A 19,109-nucleotide genomic window follows, 5' to 3' on the forward strand; every position below is an offset into this window, starting at 1 on the left:
CATTCATGCAGACCCTTTCCTCTTCCGCGCGGCCGGCGGACGCCCACAACGCCGCCTATCGCACGCTGTGGCGCTGGCACTTCTATGCGGCGCTGTTCGTCATGCCCTTTCTGGTGGTGCTGGCGGTGACGGGCACGCTGTATTGCTTCCAGCCGCAGATCGAGCCGCTGCTGTATCCCGGCCGGCTGGTCGTGACCCCGGCCGGCACGCCCCGGCTGTCCGAGGACGCGCTGCTGGCGCGGGCCAGGGCCGCGGTGCCGCCGGGCGCGCGTCCCGCCACCGCGACCATCGGGTCCGATCCGCGGCGCAGCGCGGAATTCGTCTTCCGCTATCCCGACGGCGAGAAATACAGCGTCTATCTCAACCCCTATACCGGCGACATGCTGGGCACGCTGAACGTGGAGCGGCGCTTCATGCAGGTCGACCGGATGATCCACCGCAAGCTGCTGCTCGGCAAGCCGGGCGAGCTGCTGATGGAGTTGGCGGCCTGCTGGACGCTGGTGATGGTCGGCACCGGCATCGCGCTGTGGTGGCCGCGCGGGGCCTTCGCCTGGCGCGGCACGCTGTGGCCGCGGCTGGAACTTCGCGGGCGGCCGCTGTGGAAGAGCGTGCACGCCGCGATGGGCATCTGGCTGGCCGCCGGCGCGGTGGCCTTCATCCTTACCGGCCTGCCGTGGTCGGGGTCGTGGGGACAGCAGTTCAAGTCGCTGGCCACGCGCGCGCACCTGGGCTCGCCGCCGGGCGCCTGGGGCGGTTCGGCGCTGCAATCTACGATTCCCGGTCAGGCCGCGGCGGCGCCGGCCGGCCAAACGCAGTACGGCGGCACGCCGCACGAAGGTCATGGCATGGATGGGATGGGCGATATGGGCGACATGCCCGGCATGGTCATGGACGACCTGCCGCTGCCCCAGACACCGTGGGCGGTAGGCGCGACGGCCGTACCGGAATCGCATCCCGCCGGTCGTCCCGCGACGGCGTTGCCGCTGGGCCGCGTACTCGATATCGCCAGGCAAAACGGCATCTCCGATGGATACGACGTGGCTTTTCCCACAGGCCCGTCCGGGGTCTACACCGTCTCGTATTTCCCGGCCGACCCGAAGCGCGAACATGTGCTGCATATAGACCAGTACAGCGGCAAGGTGCTGGAAGACATCGGCTACGCCGACTACGGCGCGGTGTCGCGGGCGGTGTCGTACGGCACGGCGCTGCACATGGGCCGTTACTTCGGCCTGGCCAACCAGCTGGTCTGTGCGCTCATCTCGCTCGGCCTGGCGGGCATGGTGGTCACGGGATTCGCGATGTGGTGGAAGCGGCGGCCGCGCAATGCCCTCGGGGCGCCCGCCCGGCTGCTCACGCCGGTGACGATGCGCCGATGGAAGATCGGGCTGACGGCGCTGGGCGTGATCTTCCCGCTCATGGGCGGGACGATGCTGCTGGTGTGGGCGCTGGATAGCGTGGCCATGAGGCGCCGCGCGGCCGGCTGACGCGCGGCGTCCCGGGGCAACGATGTCTTGCCCGGCTACCCCCGGAACCGCGCCGCCGCCCGCGCGATCGCCTGCAGCTTTCCTTGCGCGATCTGCGCCGAGCAGATGGGATTGTCGGCGAAGGTCGCGAACCCGCAGTCGGGATGCAGCAGCAGCCGTTCCTGCCCGAACAGCTCGATGCCGCGCCCGATGCGGGCGGCGATCGCGTCTTCGCTTTCCACCGCGGGATCCTTCTGGTTGACCACGCCGATGCCGATGCGCGCATGGTCGGGCAAGGCCTTCAGTATCGACACGTCGCCCGCGCGCGGCGTGCACATCTCCAGCAGGTAGGCGCCGACGCGGACTTGCGCCAGCGTGGGCAAAAGCGGCACGTAGTCGCCGCTCAGCGCCACGCTCTCGTCTGCCGTCCAGTTGCCGCGGCACACGTGCAGCGCGGTGCGTTCCTGCGGCATGCCGTCGAGCACGGCGTTGAGCAGTTCGCGGGCAAACGCCAGTTCGTGCTCGGGCGCGAGCGATTCGGACAGCGCGCCGCACATGAAGCTGCGCTTGTTCTTGGCGCCGGCGAAGACGACCTCCGACAGCACGGGCTCGTCGAACTGCACCAGCGCCGCGCCGGCGTCGAGCAGCTCGGCCAGTTCCTCGCGCAGCACGCGCACCACGTCGGCGGCCAGCGCCTCGCGGCTTTCGTAGGCGCGGTCGGAAATGCACTCCATCCACATGGTGCGCGTCAGCAGGTAGGGCCCGGGCAGGGCTACCTTGACCGGCCGGCCCGTTATCGAGCGCGCGAAATCCACCTCGTGCGCGACCAGCGGGCGCGAGCGCGACAGCCGGCCGAACACGGCCGGGTGCCGCACGTCGCCGGCCGGGATGTCGAGCGCGCGCAGCTCGGTGGCGAATTCCTCGGGGTCGTCCACCAGGGGCAGTAGGTCGGTCAACGGGATGAGCTGGCAGTTGTCCAGGCGGGAGGCGACGAAGCTGGCGTAGCTGTCGCGCCGCTGTTCGCCGTCGGTGACCATGTCCACGCCGGCCTTTTCCTGGGCAGCGATGGCGAGCCGCACGGCATCGTCGGCGGTTTCGTGGAAAGCGGCCTCGGCCAGGCGGCCTTCGACGTGCGCATGCATGGCGTCGATCATCCAGCGCGGCCGGGGCCAGCTGCCCACCCCCGTGACGGCGAGCGGCGGCACGGGCGCGGCCGGCACCGGCTGCCGCTCGCGGCTCGGCGACGAAGGCGCGGCCGACGCAGGTGCAGTCGATGCGGGCGCGGCCGGTGCGGACGGCCGCCGGCTCATCGGCGCCGCCACGCTTGGTGCCGGCTCGGCCTCCACCGGCGCGGCGGCGCGTTCGGCGAGCCGCCCCTTGCAGACCAGGAAACTGCGCTGGCCGCCCGCCTTGGTCCACGAGACGAGTTCGTTGCCCGTCAGGCGGCACCAGGCGGGCAGGTCTTCGTCGACCGAAATTTCGCGCGAAAGGATTTCCAGCAGGCCGCCGCGCGGCAGCGGGTCGATGTGCTTGCGGATCAGCAGCAGCAGGCCGTTGCCGCAGTCGAGGTCGCCGCCGTCGAAGCTGACGTCGGGCGCGTGGGCGTGTCGGGCGATGGGGTCCATGGACGATGCTCCAGTCGGTGCGCTAGCGCCGGCGCTTGCCCCACTCGAAGCCCACCCCCAGGCAGCCGAGGGCGAGAATGACGAGCACTGCGATCATCGACGGCGACAGGCCGTCGGCCGGCGCGGCCGGTTGGGAAGATGGGGCCGCGGGTGCCGGCGCGGGCGTGGCCGGCGCCGCGCCCTCGTCGGCCCGCTGCGCGGCGGCGTAGGTGCGGGCCAGCATGGCGCGGCCGACGTCGGCCAGGATCGCCTGGCCGGCCACGCGGCCCTGTCCCAGCACGAGGTCGACGTTGGCGACCTCGGGCCCGCCCAGGTTGATCGAGCGCGCGCCGCCGCGGTCCTCCACGTGCCAGCCGGTCACCTTGTCGCCGTCGATGGCGTCGACCACGATCTTGAAATAGCCTTCGGGACCGGTGAACGACTCGCCCGGCTTCAGGCGGACTTCGCTCTTGTTGACCAGCATGAAGCCGAAGTCGTGGCCCGTGGGGCAGCCCACCGGATAGCTCGCGTAGCGCGGATCGGGCGCGTAGTCCTGGCCGTAGCGCAGGCTGAAGGCCTTGCCGTAGACCTTGAGGCTGGCCTTGCCACCGTCGAAGGCGGCGGGCCAGGGCGACAGGAAGGCGACCATGTCGCCGTCCTCGAACACCAGGGCCTTGCGGGCGGCGGTGTCCTCGATCAGGCGGTCCTGCCGCACCGGCCCGAGGGTGCGCGCGCTCTTGACCTGGCCGTTCTCCAGCAGTTCCAGCCGGACGGTGCCGGCGGCCGCGTCGACGGCGGCCACGCGCACGGTGCGCGCGCCGACCTGCCATTCATCGCCGGCGGCCGCCAGGCCCGCGAAGACCTTGTCCTGCGCATACAGCATGCGGTCCATGCGCACGCCGCTCAGCCAGTCGAACACCATCTTCTGCGGCGTGATTTCGCGCGCCTGGCCCTGGTTGTAGAGCTGGGTGAAACGGTTGCCCCACCAGCCGGTTTCGGTGGCCGACAGGATGGGGTTGCCGAACGCCCATTCCCAGTCGGTGCCGGCGATGGTGCGCACGTGCAGGGCATGGTTGGACAGGGTCTGGTGGCCGACCGTGGCGTAGTAGTAGTACACCTGGCCGCCCACCACGGCGCTGCCGCCGGCGGGAATGGTCACGTTCTCCCGCACCTCGATCGACATGTCGTAGTCGACGTAGGTGGCCATGCGGCCGAGGATGGGCACCTGTTCGCCGCGCAGCGCGACCTCGCCGCCCCAGGTGTCTTCCAGGTAGTAGAGGCCGCCGGCGGGGATCACGACCTCGCCGTTCTCGACCTTGCTCTGGCGGATGAATACGCCGTCGTACTTGGGAATCTTGCGGCCGAAGTCGTCGGCGACCATGCGGTTCTGGGCCAGCCCCGGCAGGCCAGGCACGTAGGCCGGCTGCACCGGCCGGTCGGCCATCAGCGAAAGCGGCGGCGGCTCGATCGCCTCGGCGGCGATCGGGTGCGCCAGCGGCAGGCCCTGGCGGGCCGGGGTGAGCACGGTCGAGTAATCGACGGCGGCGGCGGGCATGGCGTGCAGTGCGGCCAGCGCCGCCAGCCCCAGGGTGGCGAGTCGGGTTTTCATGTGGGTGCGCGTCCTATGGGGTGCTCAATGCTCAAGCCTGTGGGGAAGGCTCCGGCGATGCGGGCGCGCGGGGCGGCAGCGCGCAGGCGCTGGCGCGGCGCGACAGGAACAAGGTTCCCCAGCTGGTCAGCAACAGGGTGTTGAGGGCGATCAGTCCTTTCGGCACGCCGGCCAGGAAGCCGCCGGCGATGCCCAGCCCGACCACCGACAGCGCCGGCGCCAGGCAGCTGACGCACAACGCCGAGACCGCCAGCACGCCGCTGCCGGCCGCCACGCCGGCCGAGGCCGCGCCGCCGCGCCGGCCGACCGCCAGCGCGAAGGCCATGAAGGCCAGCGCCAGGCCTACCGTGATCGCGGTGAAGTATTCCTGCTTGCGCACGAAGCTGATGGCCCAGGCCTGCGAACGCTCGTAGGCCAGCGTGCCGGTGGCGGCGAATTCGCCGGGCAGGAAACCGCATTCCTCGGCCGCGGCCGGCGTGGCGGGCAGCTTGAACACGGCATAGCTGACGGCCACGTAGCCGAGCGCGGCGAGCAGGAAGACGATGAGCATCAGGCGTCGGGGGATCATGGGAGTCGTCCTTGGTGGTTGCGGGCGTGGCCGGCCATGCGGCGCTGCGTTCAATAGCTGATGCCGGGAGCGCCGTCGCTCATGAATTCCACCAGCTTGGCGCCGCCGACGATCTTGGCGCCGTCGATCAGATTGTTCTCGTCCAGGCCGCGCTTCTTGAAGCAGGGCGAGCAGACGTAGATCTCGCCGCCGGCCGCGACAAAATTGGCGATCAATTCCTTGAGCGGCGCGAAGCCTTCTTCGTGGATGTCGTCGGCGTAGCCCTTCTGCGAGAGCCGCGTGCCCTCGACCGACAGGAAGACCAGGGCCTGCTTGTCGGAGGCCACCGCCGCGTTGGCGACGACGAAGGCCACCGTCGCCTTGTCGGTATCGTTTTTCGAGCAGGTCAGCGAGACGACGAATTTTCCAGCCATGATGTTCTCCGTGAGCAAAGTGAGCAGAAAAAAGGACCGGCAGCCTATCGGGATCCCGGGCTTACCAGTCCAGCCGCGACCGTATCCAGAACGTATGGGTTTCGGGTTCGTGGCGCAGCAGTTCGTTGCGCGTCATGCGGCAATACGCCGGGATGTCCGCCGCCGCGCCGGCGTCGCGGGCGACGAGCTGCAGTACCTGGCCCGGCATGCTCCGCAGGTGCTTGCGCAGCTTGAGGATGAGTTCGCCGCAGCCCATGTGGCCTGCGTCCCAGAAATCGGCGGCGTCGCCGCCGGGCGTTGGTGTCGGCATGACGAATCGTGTAGGTGCGTCTGCGCGCAGAGCGCACGAGCGAATGGGAGGAACCGAGGAAGTGCCCGGACGCGGCCGGCCGGATGCCATCCAGGCGGCGGCGGGCATGAATGGCGACCGCGCGTCACGCGCGCGGCGGACGGGCCAGGGACGGCGGATGGATGCGGAGGTAGACGATCATGGGGGCAAGGCCATTGCGCAGCGGAGCCGTTGGCACGGCCGGGTTGTATCCAAATCGGGATCTAATGATACCTGCGGCTATATACAGGCGATAGTACCCGCGGCTCTTGTAATTTCGGCAAGCGTGGCGCGGCGGCGTCAGCGTTGCGCCGCCGGCGGCCTTGCCGCCTTTTGCCGGTTCCACCAGAAACCGGCGCACAGCGCGATCACCATCAGGGCCTGCGCGAACAGGGTCTGCACGGTCGGGAACACGCCCAGCAGCTCGACGCGCGGCACGGACGACAGCGGCGCGATGCCGACGATGCCGGCCTCCTGCAACGCCGAGATGCCCTTGCCGGCCAGGACCACCGTCAGGATCGCCATCAACCAGGCGCTGTAGACGAAGAATTTGCCGATCGGCAGCGCGCGGCTGTAGCGCAACATGGCCCAGGCGACCAGCGCCAGCGCGACGCAGGCGGTCGCCGCCCCGGCCAGCATCGCGCCGCCATTGCCCTGGGTCCACAGCGCGGCATAGAACAGGATGGTCTCGAACACCTCGCGGTAAACCACGACGAAGGCCAGGCCGAACAGGAACCAGGCCGAGCGGCCCGACAGCGCCTTGGCCATTTTTTCGCGGATGTAGCGCTGCCATTGGCCGGCCTGGGCTTTGCCGTGCATCCAGATGCCGACCGACAGCAGGACCACGGCGGCGAAGACCGAGCCGAAGCCTTCGGTCAGTTCGCGGCTGGCGCCGCTGATGCCGATGACCCAGGTCGCCACGGCCCAGGTGAGAAGGCCGGCGGCCAGCGCGCCGATCCAGCCCGCGTGGACATAGGGCATGACCTCCGTGCGCCCGGCCTTGCGCAGGAAGGCGATCATCGCCACCACGATCAGCAGCGCCTCCAGCCCTTCCCGCAGCAGGATCGTGGCGGCGCCCAGGAAAGTGGAAAGGCTGCTGGCGGCGTCCGGCGACAGCGCCGCCTCGGCGTCGTCGAACAGGCCGTCCAGCGCCTGCACGCGGCGGGCAACCGCGTCCGGCGCCTCGCCCTGCTGGATGGCGGCGCGGTACTCGCCCATCGCGCCTTCGATGTGCGCCAGCAGCGCCGAGTCGCGCGATCCCAGCATCGGCTCGACGGGCTCGAAGCCGTCGAGGTAGGCCGACAAGGCCAGCTGGCCCGCCTGCCGGCGGTTGCCCGCCCGGTAGGCGGCCAGGCTGTCCGCCAGGCGGCCGCGCGCCAGCGCCAACGGGGATCCCGCCGGGGCCTGCTGCGCCACGGCTTCGGGATGGCGGCGCAGATAGGCCATCAGGGCGTCGGCCTTCTGCTGCCCGATCCGGCCGCCCAGTGCGGCGGGCGTCGTGCCCGCCAGGGTCTTCAGGTCCGGCACCAGCGCGCGGAGGGAAGAATCGTCTTTCCAGAGCCGCTCGCCTTCGGCCGCCTGCTGGTCGGAAAAGGCGAAATGGCCGGCGAACAGCGCGAGCGCCCAGCGGTCGTCGGTGGGCAGGCTGGCGAAGCTCTGCATCGGCGTGCCGTCCAGGCCCTGGGTGATGACCTGGTAGAGCGCGAACAGGCTGCGCTGCCGCGCGCGTTCGACGTCGGTGAAGGCGATGGGCGGCGTGGCGAGCGCCGCCGCGGCAGGGCCATGGCCGTCGCCGGCGACGCCGTGGCAGGCGGCGCACTGCTGACCGAACAAGGCGGCACCCCGGGCGAAGACGGGCGGCGTGCCGGGCGCGAGCGGCACGGGATACGCGGCGAGCAGCGACGCAGCCAGGCCGTGGGCGATGTCGGCCACCTGCGCCGGGTCGGCCTTGTCGGCGATGGCCCGCTGCAGGCGCCCGGCGCCGGCGACCAGCTCGGGCTGCGCGGGCCTGGGCGGCAGCGCGGCAAGCCTGGCGGCGACCGTCGCCGCGAATTCGCTCTGCTCCGCATACTCGGATGGGCTCGACACCGCGCCGTTGGACACGGCGCCGGCGTAGTCGACGGCGATGTAGTCGAGCAGGCGCCAGGCGGTCTGTACCTCGTCGTCCTGGGTCTGCGCCACGGCGGGCCAGGCAGGCGCCAGCAACAACGCCAATATGGCGATCAGTTTTCCGAGCAGCAGAGGCGCCAGCGGGCGATTCATCGTGCAGGACTACATCTCATTCTCACTTGCAGATACTACCATCCGGGCCACCCGGATCGTCGCCGCCGCCGTTGTCGCGGCGGCCAGGCCAGGCCATCCCATGGCATCGGCCGCATTCCGTTCGCGAAGCTCGATTAACATGCGTTTCCCGACACGCATTGGGGGCAACGCATGGCCGGCTCTCGCATCGACGATCGTGGCCGTGGCGCATGGCCGGTGTTCCTCGTTTTCCTGCGCCTGGGGCTGACGTCTTTCGGCGGCCCGGTCGCGCACCTGGGCTATTTTCACGACGAGTTCGTGACCCGGCGGCGCTGGCTGACGGCACGCGGCTATGCGGATCTGGTGGCGCTCTGCCAATTCCTGCCAGGGCCGGCGAGCAGCCAGGTCGGCATGGCCGTGGGGATGGCGCGCGCGGGCTACCGCGGGGCCTTGGCGGCCTGGGCCGGCTTTACGCTGCCGTCCGCCCTGCTGCTGGTCCTGTTCGCGCTCGGGATCTCGCATCATGGCGACGCCGTGGCGCCCGGCGCGCTGCATGGCCTGAAGGTGGTGGCCGTGGCAGTGGTGGCCCAGGCGGTGTGGGGCATGGCGCGCAATCTGTGCACCGGCGCATCGCGCGTGACCATCATGGCGATCGCCGCCTGTGCCGCGCTGCTCATACCGTCGGCGTGGGGACAGGTGGCGATCATCGCCGCCGCCGGCGTGGCGGGCCTCTTGCTGTTCGAGCCTTCGGCGGGCGAACCGCACGAACCGCTGCCCATCGCGATCGGCCGCCGCGCCGGGCTGTTCTGGCTTGGCCTGTTCTTCGCACTGCTCGCCGGCCTGCCTGTGCTGGCGCAGCTGCTGCCGGGCCGGAGCGTGGCGATGGCGGATGCCTTCTACCGCGCCGGGTCGCTGGTGTTCGGCGGGGGCCACGTCGTGCTGCCGCTGTTGCAGGCGCAGGTCGTCCCGCCGGGCTGGATCGACAATGAAACCTTCCTGGCCGGATACGGCGCCGCGCAGGCCGTGCCGGGTCCGCTGTTCACGTTCGCCGCGTTTCTCGGCGCATCGATGCGCGGCGAACCGTCGGGGTGGACGGGCGGCGCGCTATGCCTGCTGGCGATCTTCGTGCCTTCCTTCCTGCTGGTGGCGGGCGCCCTGCCCTTCTGGGAACGGCTGCGCCACAGCCTGCGAACGCAGGCCGCGCTGGCCGGCATCAATGCATCGGTGGTCGGCCTGCTGCTGGCCGCGCTTTACCAGCCGGTGTGGACCAGCGCCATCTTCGCGCCGCAAGACTTCGCCCTGGCGCTGGCCGCACTGGTTGCGCTGATGTTCTGGCGGCTGCCGCCGTGGCTGGCGGTAATCGCCGGCGGCGCGGCCGGATGGCTGCTGGAGGTTGCCGGCTGAGCGTCAGCTGCGTTCGTACCAGGCGCGCGAGCGGTTGACGATACGCACCACCATCAGCATGACGGGCACTTCGATCAGCACGCCGACCACCGTGGCCAGCGCGGCGCCCGAGTGCAGGCCGAACAGGCTGATGGCGGCCGCCACGGCCAGCTCGAAGAAGTTCGATGCGCCGATCAGCGCCGACGGGCAGGCCACGGCGTGGGACTCGCCGGTTCGGCGGTTGAGCCAGTACGCCAGGCCGGCGTTGAACAGGACCTGGATCAGGATCGGCACAGCGAGCAGCGCGATGACCAGCGGCTGGCGCAGGACGGCCTGCCCCTGGAAGGCAAAAAGCAGCACCAGGGTCAGCAGCAGCGCAACCGTCGACAGCGGCCCGATGCGCGCCATTGCGCGGTCGAATGCGCCTTGTCCGCGGCGCAGCAGCGCGCGCCGCCAGGCCTGCGCCAGGATGACCGGGATGACGATGTAGAGCGCTACCGAAGCCAGCAGCGTGTCCCACGGCACGGCGATGGATGAGATGCCGAGCAGCAGGCCCACGACCGGCGCGAAGGCGAACACCATGATGGCGTCGTTCAGCGCCACTTGCGACAGCGTGAACATCGGATCGCCGCCGGTCAGGCGGCTCCAGACGAACACCATGGCCGTGCAGGGCGCGGCCGCCAGCAGGATGAGCCCGGCCACGTAACTGTCGAGTTGATCGGCCGGCAGCCAGGCGGCGAACGCATGGCGGATGAACAGCCAGCCGAGCAAGGCCATCGAGAACGGCTTGACCGCCCAGTTCACGAACAGCGTTACGGCGATGCCGCGCCAATGCCGGCGGACCTGGCCGAGCGCGCCGAAATCGACCTTGACCAGCATGGGGATGACCATGACCCAGATCAGCACGCCGACGGGCAGGTTCACCTGCGCGATTTCCATGCCCGCGATGGCCTGGAACGCGGCCGGCGCACCCTGGCCCAGCGCGATGCCGGCCACGATGCAGGCCAGCACCCATAGCGTCAGGTAGCGTTCGAAACGGTTCATCGCGGCGGCGGGCGCGATGGATCCCGCAGCGGTCGCGGCAGCCAATTCGAAGCCCCTATTGTTTGCCGATGCCTTGCAGTTCGTGCTGCAGCGACATGGCATCGAGCCGCTGCAGCGGCAGGGACAGGAACAGTTCGATGCGCCGCTTCAAGACCACCGCCGCGTCCAGGAAGGCCTTGAACCGCTGTTCCTCGCTGCCTTGGACGGCGGCCGGATCGGGCAGGCCCCAATGCGCCGATACGGGCTTGCCGGGCCAGACGGGACAGGCTTCCCCTGCCGCGTTGTCGCACACCGTGAAGATGAAATCGAAGCGCGGCGCATCGGGCCGGGTGAACTCGTCCCAGCTCTTGCTGCGGTAGCCCGCGGCAGGCAGGTGCAGGCGCTCCAGCGCAGCCAGCGCCAGGGGATGCACTTCGCCCTTGGGATGGCTGCCGGCCGAATAGGCGCGGAACCGCCCCTGCCCCATGCCGTTGAGCAAGCCTTCGGCCAGGATGGAGCGCGCCGAATTGCCGGTACAGACGAAGAGGATGTCGTAGAGCTTGTTTTCCACGAGGGTGACTCACAGGCAGGTTGAGGATATGGAGGCGGCCTTCCCGCACCGGTTCAGCATGACGCGCAGCCTGCGGCATTGCCGACTTCGCAGGGCTGGCCCTGGCAGCAATGTTCGGTCAGGTAGCCCAGCAGGCCATTCATCCGGCCGAAGTCGGCGCGGTAGATCAGGTTGCGGCCCTGCTGTTCGATGCCGACGAGGCCGGCGTGGGCCAGCTCCTTCAGATGGAAGGACAGCGCGTTGCGCGCCACGCCGAGGCGGTCGGCCAGGACGCTGGGGGTAAGCCCCGCGGGGCCGGCTACGACGAGGGCGCGGAACACGCGCAAGCGCTGGGGGTGGGCCAGCGCGCCGAGAGCGGAAACGGCTTGGTCTTCGTTCATTATTCAATTGTACAACAATTATTGAATTGTTGTACCGCCAGCATATGCCGCCCCGCCCGAATGGTCGTCTGCTAGGCGGCCACCACCGGTTCGTGCACCGCAAACCGGGCCGCCTCGGGTACGAATACAAGGCATCGACGCGTAGCTGCCATGCTCATTTCCCTGTGGCCGGCGTTGCGGCCATTGCTTCGGCCGGTCTGCCAGGCTTGGCGATCACCAGCGCATCGGCCGCCACGACGCCGTGCGGCGCCAGGAACAGCGGGTTGACGTCCACCTCCTGCACCGCGTCCCGGTGTTCCCAGGCGAAGCGCGACAGCGCCGCCAGCGCGCGCGCCGCGGAACGCACGTCCAGCGTCGCGCCGCCCCGCACGCCGTCGAAGATCGGGCGGCAGCGCAGTTCGTCCAGCATGGCCATCGCGGTCGCCTCGTCGAACGGGGCCAGCCGGTAGCTGGCGTCCTTGAATATTTCGGCGTGGATGCCGCCGGCGCCGACCATCACGACGGGGCCGAAGACTTCGTCGTCGACCGCGCCGGCGATCAACTCGTAGCCGCCGGCCACCATCTCGGAAACCAGCACGCCTTCCAGCCTGGCGTCGGGCGCCAGGCGCCGGGCGTTGGCCGCCACCTCTTCGATGGCGGCGCGCACCGCCTGCTCCGACGCCAGGTTCAGCTTCACGCCGCCGATGTCCGATTTGTGCGGGATGTCGGGCGAGGCGATCTTGACGACGACCGGATACGTCATCCCGCCCAGGTCCGGCTGCTCGCCGGGCCCGACCAGCACGTCGCGCGTGACCGGCACGCCGGCGCGGGCCAGCAGATCCTTGGACTGGGCCTCGGAAAGCACGCTGCCCGGCGCGATGGAAACCGCCTGGACGGCCGCGTCGGCCGGCCTGGCCGCCGCCGGCAGCAACCGGCGCGCCTGGCCCAGCCTGAGCAGCATGGCCAGCGCATTGGCGGCGCGCGACGGCGACGGGAACACGGGCACCCCGGCTTCCTCGAACAGCGCCAGCGCTTCGCCGTTGATGGAACGCGGCATCGAGGAGAAGACCACCACCGGCTTGCGGCCGTCGCCCGCCACGCGCACGATCGCCCGCGCCGCCGCCAGGCTGCCCCGGGCTCCCGTGGTGGCGAGGTTGACGCACACGCCGCCCACGGCGGGGTCTTCGGCCAGCGCGCGCAGGACGGCCTCGATCTTGTCTTCGTTGCCCGGCGCGAAGTAGCCGGCCGTCAGGTCGACCGGATTGTGGATGGCGCCGATGCCGGGCACCCATGGCGCCAGCCGCTGCCGGGTCTGCTCGCCCAGGTCGCACAGCACCAGCCCGTGGCGGGCGCCGGCGTCGGCGAACACGATGGCCGAGCCGCCCGATACGCCCAGGATGGCGATGCCGTTCGAGTCCAGCGATTTGCCCGCTTGCAGCATCTGCAGGTAGTCGGCGGCCTCGTGCAGTTCCGATATTTCGACGATGCCGGTCTGCTTGTACAAGGCCTTGTAGAAGTCGTAGGTGCCAGTCATGCTGGCGGTGTGCGAGGCCGCCGCGCGCGCGCCCTGGTCCGTCACCCCGCCCTTCCACAGCAGCAGCGGCTTGCCCGCCGCCAGCGCCTTGCGGCCTGCTTCGAGCAGGCGCCTGCCGTCGCGCGTGCCTTCGATATAGGCCACGATGCAGCGGGTCTGTTCGTCGTCGATCAGCGCGTCGATGAATTCCACGGTGTCGACGTCGGTTTCGTTGCCGGTGGCGATCACATGGCGAAAGCCGATGTGCGCCTGCGCGCAGGCCAGCGCGATGCTGTAACCGAAGCCGCCGCTTTGCGTGACGAGCGAGACGCCGCCGGCCTCCAGCCGGGGTTCGCGGGTCATGCTGCCGAAAGCGGCATAGACGTTGGCGTGCACGTTGACCAGGCCCAGGCAGTTGGGCCCGACCAGACGTATGCCCGAGCGGCGCGCCAGTTCGAGCAGCCGGCGTTCGAGCCCGATGCCGTCCGGGCCGCTTTCCCGGAAGCCGCCGCTGAGCACGAGCACGTAGCCCACTTTCTTCGCGGCGCACATTTCCATCACCGCCGGCACCGCCTTGGCGGGCACGCCGACGATGACCAGGTCGATCGGCTCGTCGATCGCCTCCACCGAGGGATAGCACCTGAGGCCGTCGAATTCCTCGTATTTCGGGTTCACCGGGAAGATCTTCCCCGCATAGCCGTTCCTGCGCAGCGCGCGCACGGCCTGGGAGCCCGGGCGGGCGGCTTCGTCCGACACGCCGACGACGGCGATCGAACGAGGTTCCAGCAAGTACCTGAATTTGTTCATCTCGTTCCGATCCGTTCGGAATGGCCGGGCGCCGCCGTCATGGCAAGGCCGTCATGCCCATCCAGTACTGCAATTCGCCGGCCGGCGTCTCTACCGCGTAGCGGCGCACGTACTCCAGGCGCCGGCCGGCGACGCGGAACACCGATAGCGCGGCCGGCACGCGCTCGAGCTCGCCCCCGCGGTCGACGTCCATCGGCCTGATGCTGGCCGCCACCAGCAGGCCGGCCGTCGGGTCGAGCGCGAACGTCCGCGCGTGGAAGGCGTGGATGTCCGCATGCTGGACCAGGTTCGGCGCGCCGGTCCGCGGATCGATCTCGTACACCGCGATGCTGTTCTCGCCGCCGGCGAAGACTGGCCGGCCGTCTTGCTCGGCCACGCCGTCGGCCCGGTTGGCCACGTAGACGGCATCGCCACGCGGATGCACGTGGATGGGGCCGCTCAACTGCCGCGGCCCCGCCGCCGCGGGCCGCGCGAGCGTCGGCACGCTGAAGGCCGGCGCATCGTCGATGCGGTCGCCATGCAGGCGGAAGGCGTGCAGGCGGTTGAAGCGTTCGTCGGACACGTACATCCACGAGCCGTCGGGATGGAAGTCGACGTGGCGCGGGCCGAAACCGTAGCCGCCGCCGGGCGCGACGACCTGCCCGGGTCCGAGCTGGCCGTCGGCGAAGTCGTAGCTGCGCAGCGCGCCCGGATCCTCCGGCCGCCCGGGCTGCGGATTGTTGCCGCGGTCGACGATCAGCGCCCGCCGGCCGGAGGGCAGGCACATGACCTGGTGGGGATAGATGCCGAAGTCCTGCGGATGCCGCTGCGCCAAGGCCGCGCCGAGCGAGCCGTCGGCGGCCAGCGGATGGACCGTCATCGCCCCGCCGCCGAAGTTGTGGCCGCTCAGCAGGTACCGGCCGGACGGGTGGACGCAGATGTGAACCGCGCGCGCCGGCAGCGGGCGCGGCTCGCCCATGGCGCGCAGCCGGCCGTCCGGCTGGATGCGCCATGCGCTGACGTGATTGAAGGCCGATTGCTGCCGGGGACCGCTGCTGGCCGTGGCTACGTACCAGACCGGCAGCGCCGGGTGCCGCCATGCGTACTGCACGCGGCTGGGCATGTCGATCTCGTCCAGCCGGTCCAGCCCGGCGCCATCCAGGTCTACATGGTAGATGGCCAGTTTCGGCCCGACGGCGCTGTACAGGGCCACCCTGGGCGTCATTCGCGTCTCCTCGTGCGGCCGCGGCGCCGGCGCGGGCATGGCATGCGGCGATGGCATTGTGTTTCATTGATCGGAACAAGGATCAATGAATGGATGTCATGGTAGCATGCGCCGGAGCGTGGCCGGAAGCGCCACCCGCCGCGGGAACGGCAGGAACTGACGGAGACGAGATGAACGACGCAGCAGGCACCGTGACGTATGGCAAGCGCGGCCGGGTGGCCATCGTCACCATCGACAACCCGCCGTTGAACGCGCTGGGACCCGGCATCCGCGAAAGCATCGTCGACCGCGTGCGCGAGGCCAACGCCGACGGCGGCATCGAGGCCATCGTGCTGGCCGGCGCTGGCCGCCACTTCATCGCCGGCGCCGACATCCGCCAGTTCGGCAAGGCGCGCGCCATGTCAAGCAGCACCAGCGCCGCCGCGCTGGCCGCCAGCGCCAAGCCGGTGGTGGCCGCCATCGACGGCTATTGCCTGGGCGGCGGGCTGGAGCATGCGCTGGCCTGCCACTACCGGATCGCGACCACGGATGCCAGGCTCGGACTGCCGGAGGTCAAGCTCGGGCTGATCCCGGGCGCCGGCGGCACTCAGCGCCTGCCGCGGCTGGTCGGGATCCGCAATGCCCTGGACATCATCCTGAGCGGCCGCCACGTGGCGGCCGACGAAGCGCTGGAACTCGGCCTCGTCACGAAAATCGTCGAGCCGTCCGTCCTGCTCGACGCGGCGGTCGACTTCGCCGCCGGCGTGGCCGCGGTCCGGCCGCTGCCCTCGGTCGACGCGATGGAAACCTGGCGCGAAGCCGACCGCCGGGACCCGCACGCCTTCGACGCGGCGGAGCAACTGGCGAGCCGCCAGGGCCGCCATCTCAAAGGCCCGCGCTACGCCGTCGAACTGGTCCGGGCCTCGCTGCAGCTGCCGCTGGAAGAAGGCATCCGGCTGGAAGGCGAGCGTTTCGCCGAACTGGAAAACTCCGAGGAATCGCGCGCGCTGCGCTACGCCTTCTTCGCCGAACGGACCGCGGCCAAGATCCCGGGCGCGCCGCCCGGCTACGTCCCTCCGCGCGTCGAGCGGCCGGCCGTGATCGGCGCCGGCACCATGGGCAGCGGCATCGCCATCGCCTTCGCCGACGCCGGCGTGCCGGTCAGGCTGCTGGAGGCCGATGGCGAAGCCCTGCAGCGCGGCATGCAGCGGATCGCGGCCACCTACGCGGCCAAGCTCAAGCGCAAGACGATCACGCAGGAAGAGATCGACGCCCGCATGGCCTTGATCAGGCCCGTGGCCGGCTACCACGACATCGCCGACTGCGACGCGGTGATCGAGGCGGTGTTCGAGCGGATCGACGTGAAACGCGAGGTGTTCGCCAGGCTCGACGAGGTCATGAATGCCGACGCGCTGCTGCTGACCAACTCGTCGGCGATCGACATCGACACCATCGCCGCCGCCACCCGCCGGCCGCAAAGCGTGGCCGGCTCGCACTTCTTCGCGCCGGCCAACGTGATGAAGCTGTGCGAGATCGTCAAGGGCGACGCCTCGTCGATACAGACCATCCTGCGGGCGGCGCGCATGGGCCGCGACCTGGGCAAGATCAGCGTGGTGACCGGTTCCTGCGACGGCTTCGCCGCCAACCGCAGCCGCGCGCCGCTGGTGACCGAGATGATGCTGTTGCTGGAGGAAGGCGCGCTGCCCGGGCAGGTCGACAAGGTGATGACGGATTTCGGCTACCCGATGGGCCCGTTCGCGGTCAGCGACCTGTCCGGCCTGGACATCAGCTACGACACGCGCAAGCGCCGCGCGGCGGCCGATCCCGGCTATCGCAAGCTGTACGTGCCCGACCGTCTGGTCGAGATGGGCCGCAAGGGCCAGAAGGTGGGCGCCGGCTGGTATCGCTACGAACCGGGCGACCGCACGCCGCGGCCCGACCCCGTGGTGGCGCAGGTGATCGCGGAGGTGGCCCGGGAGCTGGGCATCCCGCAGCGTACGTTCACCGACGACGAAATCCTGCGCCGCCTGCTGTTCGCCTCGGTCAACGAGGCCTGCAAGATCGTGCAGGAAGGCAAGGCCCTGCGCGCCAGCGACATCGACGTCATGTGGCTGAACGGCTTCGGCTTTCCGCGGCATCGCGGCGGCCTGCTGTACTGGGCCGACGGCATCGGCGCCGCGGCCATCCACCGCCAGGTTTGCGAATGGCACGAGCTGTACGGCAAGCGCTGGAAACCGGCCGGGCTGCTGGCCGGCATCGCGGCGGCCGGCGGCCGCCTGCGCGACGCCGTGGCGCCCTGAGAACGCTCCCCGGCACATGGTCGGCATGGACGCCACGAGCCCCGCTTCCACAGGAATCGCCACATGGATCTCGGCCTGAAAGGAAAAGTCGCGCTGGTCACCGCCTGCAGCGGCGGCATGGGCCGCAACATCGCGCTCGCACTGGCGGCGGAAGGCGCGCACGTGGCGCTGTTCGCGCGATCGCGCGACAAGCTGGAGGCGCTTGCCGCCGACATCGAGCGCCTGCACGGCGTGCACGCGCTGCCCTGCCCGGGCGACATGCGCGAAGCGGCCGACGCCGACCGGCTGGCCGCGACGCTGGAGCGCGAGTTCGGCGGCCTGGACGTGGCCGTATTGAACACCGGCCGCGCGCCCGTGCCGCTGCGGGCCACGGTGGACGAAACCGACGGCGAGCGGTGGGACGCGGCCTACCGGACGCAGCTTTGGGGCGCCATCCAGATCGCGCAGCGGGTCCATCCGCTGATGGGCGCCGCCGGCCCGGGCCGCATCATCGCCGTCACCTCGGCCTCGGTGCAGCAGCCGATGCCGCATCACGCGCTGTCCACCGTGTTCCGGGCCGGAGTCACGGCCTATCTGAAGCACCTGGCCAACGAGCTCGGCGCGCGCGGCATCACCGTGAACTGCGTGGCGCCCGCGCTGATCGAAACGCCGCACCGCACGGGCGTGGCCGCCTATACGGCGGAACAGGCGCAGGCGCGCAAGAAAATGAATGTGCTGCAGCGCATGGGCAGCCAGGAGGAAGTGTGCGCCGCGGTCGTCTTCCTGGCCTCGCGGCAGGCCGGCTTCATCACCGGTTCGACCCTGAGGCTCGACGGCGGGATGGTCGGGACGCTCTTCTAGCCTGGCCGACGGCCGCGCAAGCCATGCCAGTGTCCCAGGGCGCTACGCGCCTTCCACGGCGCATGAACCCGCGCCGCTGCATCCAGGATGCGGCGGATCCGGCTCCGCCGGTCCGCCCGCATCGCCCCCTTGAGGGGGCGCGCGAAGCGCGTAGGGGGTGGGTTCATCCTAGCGCCGCGCCGCCGAACTGGCGGCTGATCTCGCTGGCCGCCTCGACCACCAGCTTGACGAACTGCTTTTCGCTGGCCTGCACGCGCACCGAGGGCCCGCCCAGCGACAGGCAGTAGCGCACTTCTTCGTTGACGTCGGTAATGGGCGCCGACATGGCCGTCACGCCCAGCAGGCGCTCGCCATGCGAGACGGCATGGCCGGCCTGGCGAACGGCCTCCAGCTCGGCCTGCAGCGAGGCCTGCGTGCGCTTGACGCTGCGGGCCAGGCCCGGCAGCAGCGCGGCCAACTCTTTCTTCGGCATGTAGGCCAGCAGGACCCGGGAGGCCGAGCCCGCCATGCTCAGCGGCACCTGCTCGCCGGGCTGGACCACGCTGCGCAGCGTGGACGCCGCCGACACCGATTCGATGCAGACCCGGTTGTTGCCGATCACGGTGTGCACCGATACCGCTTCCTGGGTCTGTTCGGCCAGGTCGGCCATCACCGGCCGGGCGATCTCGCGGATGCCCAGCGTGCTCCTGACCAGCCCCGCCAGGCGCAGGAAACGGAAGGAAAGGCAGTACTGGCGGTCGTTCAGACGGACCAGGTAGCCGGCCTTCTCCAGGCTCTGCACGATGCGGAAGGCGGTGGACTTGGGCAGTTCGATGCGGTCTGCGAGTTCCTGCAGGGAAAGGCTGGTGCGCTCAGGACTGAAGCTCTCGAACACGGCCAGTATCCGTTGGACCGAGCGCATCAT

General features: G+C 70.3%; 16 protein-coding genes. 4 read left to right on the forward strand and 12 right to left on the reverse strand.

Annotated elements, in window-relative coordinates; all coding sequences use genetic code 11:
• Positions 1-5 precede the first annotated feature (5 nt).
• On the forward strand, positions 6-1,484 hold the full coding sequence (locus ABD927_RS11180) for a PepSY-associated TM helix domain-containing protein (RefSeq protein ID WP_345249327.1): 1,479 nt from the start codon (positions 6-8) through the stop codon (positions 1,482-1,484).
• A 35-nt stretch (positions 1,485-1,519) separates the two neighbouring features.
• Here the strand turns inward: ABD927_RS11180 and ABD927_RS11185 are convergent, their stop codons facing one another.
• The 6 genes from ABD927_RS11185 to ABD927_RS11210 all read right to left on the reverse strand — a co-directional run bounded on the left by ABD927_RS11185 (position 1,520) and on the right by ABD927_RS11210 (position 8,247).
• A complete protein-coding gene (locus ABD927_RS11185) occupies positions 1,520-3,088 on the reverse strand; it encodes a 5-methyltetrahydropteroyltriglutamate--homocysteine methyltransferase (protein ID WP_345249329.1) in 1,569 nt (522 codons plus the stop codon).
• Positions 3,089-3,110: 22 nt separating this feature from the next.
• Positions 3,111-4,676: a hypothetical protein gene (locus tag ABD927_RS11190; RefSeq protein WP_345249331.1), complete on the reverse strand. Its 1,566-nt coding sequence runs from the start codon at positions 4,674-4,676 to the stop codon at positions 3,111-3,113.
• A 31-nt stretch (positions 4,677-4,707) separates the two neighbouring features.
• Entirely contained in the window at positions 4,708-5,244 is a 537-nt protein-coding gene (locus ABD927_RS11195) for a hypothetical protein (protein ID WP_345249333.1), read from the reverse strand.
• Between the two features lie 50 nt (positions 5,245-5,294).
• Entirely contained in the window at positions 5,295-5,657 is a 363-nt protein-coding gene (locus ABD927_RS11200; RefSeq protein ID WP_345249335.1) for a DsrE family protein, read from the reverse strand.
• Between the two features lie 61 nt (positions 5,658-5,718).
• Positions 5,719-5,967: a sulfurtransferase TusA family protein gene (locus ABD927_RS11205; protein WP_345249337.1), complete on the reverse strand. Its 249-nt coding sequence runs from the start codon at positions 5,965-5,967 to the stop codon at positions 5,719-5,721.
• 318 nt (positions 5,968-6,285) lie between these two features.
• The gene (locus ABD927_RS11210) at positions 6,286-8,247 is read right to left on the reverse strand and encodes an FTR1 family protein (protein WP_345249339.1); all 1,962 of its coding nucleotides are present in this window, start codon (positions 8,245-8,247) and stop codon (positions 6,286-6,288) included.
• Between the two features lie 171 nt (positions 8,248-8,418).
• On the opposite strand from ABD927_RS11210, the gene chrA reads away from it, so the two are divergent.
• Positions 8,419-9,630 (forward strand): chromate efflux transporter, encoded by a 1,212-nt coding sequence (gene chrA, locus ABD927_RS11215; RefSeq protein ID WP_345249341.1) that lies wholly within the window; start codon positions 8,419-8,421, stop codon positions 9,628-9,630.
• Between the two features lie 3 nt (positions 9,631-9,633).
• On the opposite strand, the gene arsB is transcribed toward chrA, so the two are convergent.
• The 5 genes from arsB to ABD927_RS11240 form a co-directional block, all read right to left on the reverse strand.
• Positions 9,634-10,653: an ACR3 family arsenite efflux transporter gene (arsB, locus tag ABD927_RS11220; RefSeq protein ID WP_345249505.1), complete on the reverse strand. Its 1,020-nt coding sequence runs from the start codon at positions 10,651-10,653 to the stop codon at positions 9,634-9,636.
• Positions 10,654-10,708: 55 nt separating this feature from the next.
• Positions 10,709-11,203 carry an arsenate reductase ArsC gene (locus tag ABD927_RS11225; protein ID WP_345249343.1) on the reverse strand — a complete coding sequence of 165 codons (495 nt, stop codon included), beginning with the start codon at positions 11,201-11,203 and terminating at the stop codon, positions 10,709-10,711.
• 53 nt (positions 11,204-11,256) lie between these two features.
• Entirely contained in the window at positions 11,257-11,583 is a 327-nt protein-coding gene (locus ABD927_RS11230) for an ArsR/SmtB family transcription factor (protein WP_345249345.1), read from the reverse strand.
• Between the two features lie 154 nt (positions 11,584-11,737).
• Positions 11,738-13,882, reverse strand: coding sequence for an acetate--CoA ligase family protein (locus tag ABD927_RS11235; protein ID WP_345249347.1), 2,145 nt, complete (start codon positions 13,880-13,882; stop codon positions 11,738-11,740).
• A gap of 37 nt (positions 13,883-13,919) precedes the next feature.
• Entirely contained in the window at positions 13,920-15,086 is a 1,167-nt protein-coding gene (locus ABD927_RS11240) for a lactonase family protein (protein WP_345249349.1), read from the reverse strand.
• 170 nt (positions 15,087-15,256) lie between these two features.
• Between ABD927_RS11240 and ABD927_RS11245 the strand changes: the two genes are divergently transcribed.
• Both ABD927_RS11245 and ABD927_RS11250 read left to right on the forward strand, forming a co-directional pair.
• The gene (locus ABD927_RS11245; RefSeq protein ID WP_345249351.1) at positions 15,257-17,365 is read left to right on the forward strand and encodes a 3-hydroxyacyl-CoA dehydrogenase NAD-binding domain-containing protein; all 2,109 of its coding nucleotides are present in this window, start codon (positions 15,257-15,259) and stop codon (positions 17,363-17,365) included.
• A gap of 63 nt (positions 17,366-17,428) precedes the next feature.
• On the forward strand, positions 17,429-18,205 hold the full coding sequence (locus ABD927_RS11250; protein ID WP_345249353.1) for an SDR family NAD(P)-dependent oxidoreductase: 777 nt from the start codon (positions 17,429-17,431) through the stop codon (positions 18,203-18,205).
• Between the two features lie 163 nt (positions 18,206-18,368).
• On the opposite strand, the gene ABD927_RS11255 is transcribed toward ABD927_RS11250, so the two are convergent.
• Complete coding sequence (locus ABD927_RS11255; RefSeq protein ID WP_345249355.1) at positions 18,369-19,109, reverse strand: IclR family transcriptional regulator; 741 nt, start codon at positions 19,107-19,109, stop codon at positions 18,369-18,371.

It is taken from the genome of Pigmentiphaga soli, from assembly GCF_039541095.1.
Lineage (GTDB): Bacteria > Pseudomonadota > Gammaproteobacteria > Burkholderiales > Burkholderiaceae_B > Pigmentiphaga > Pigmentiphaga soli.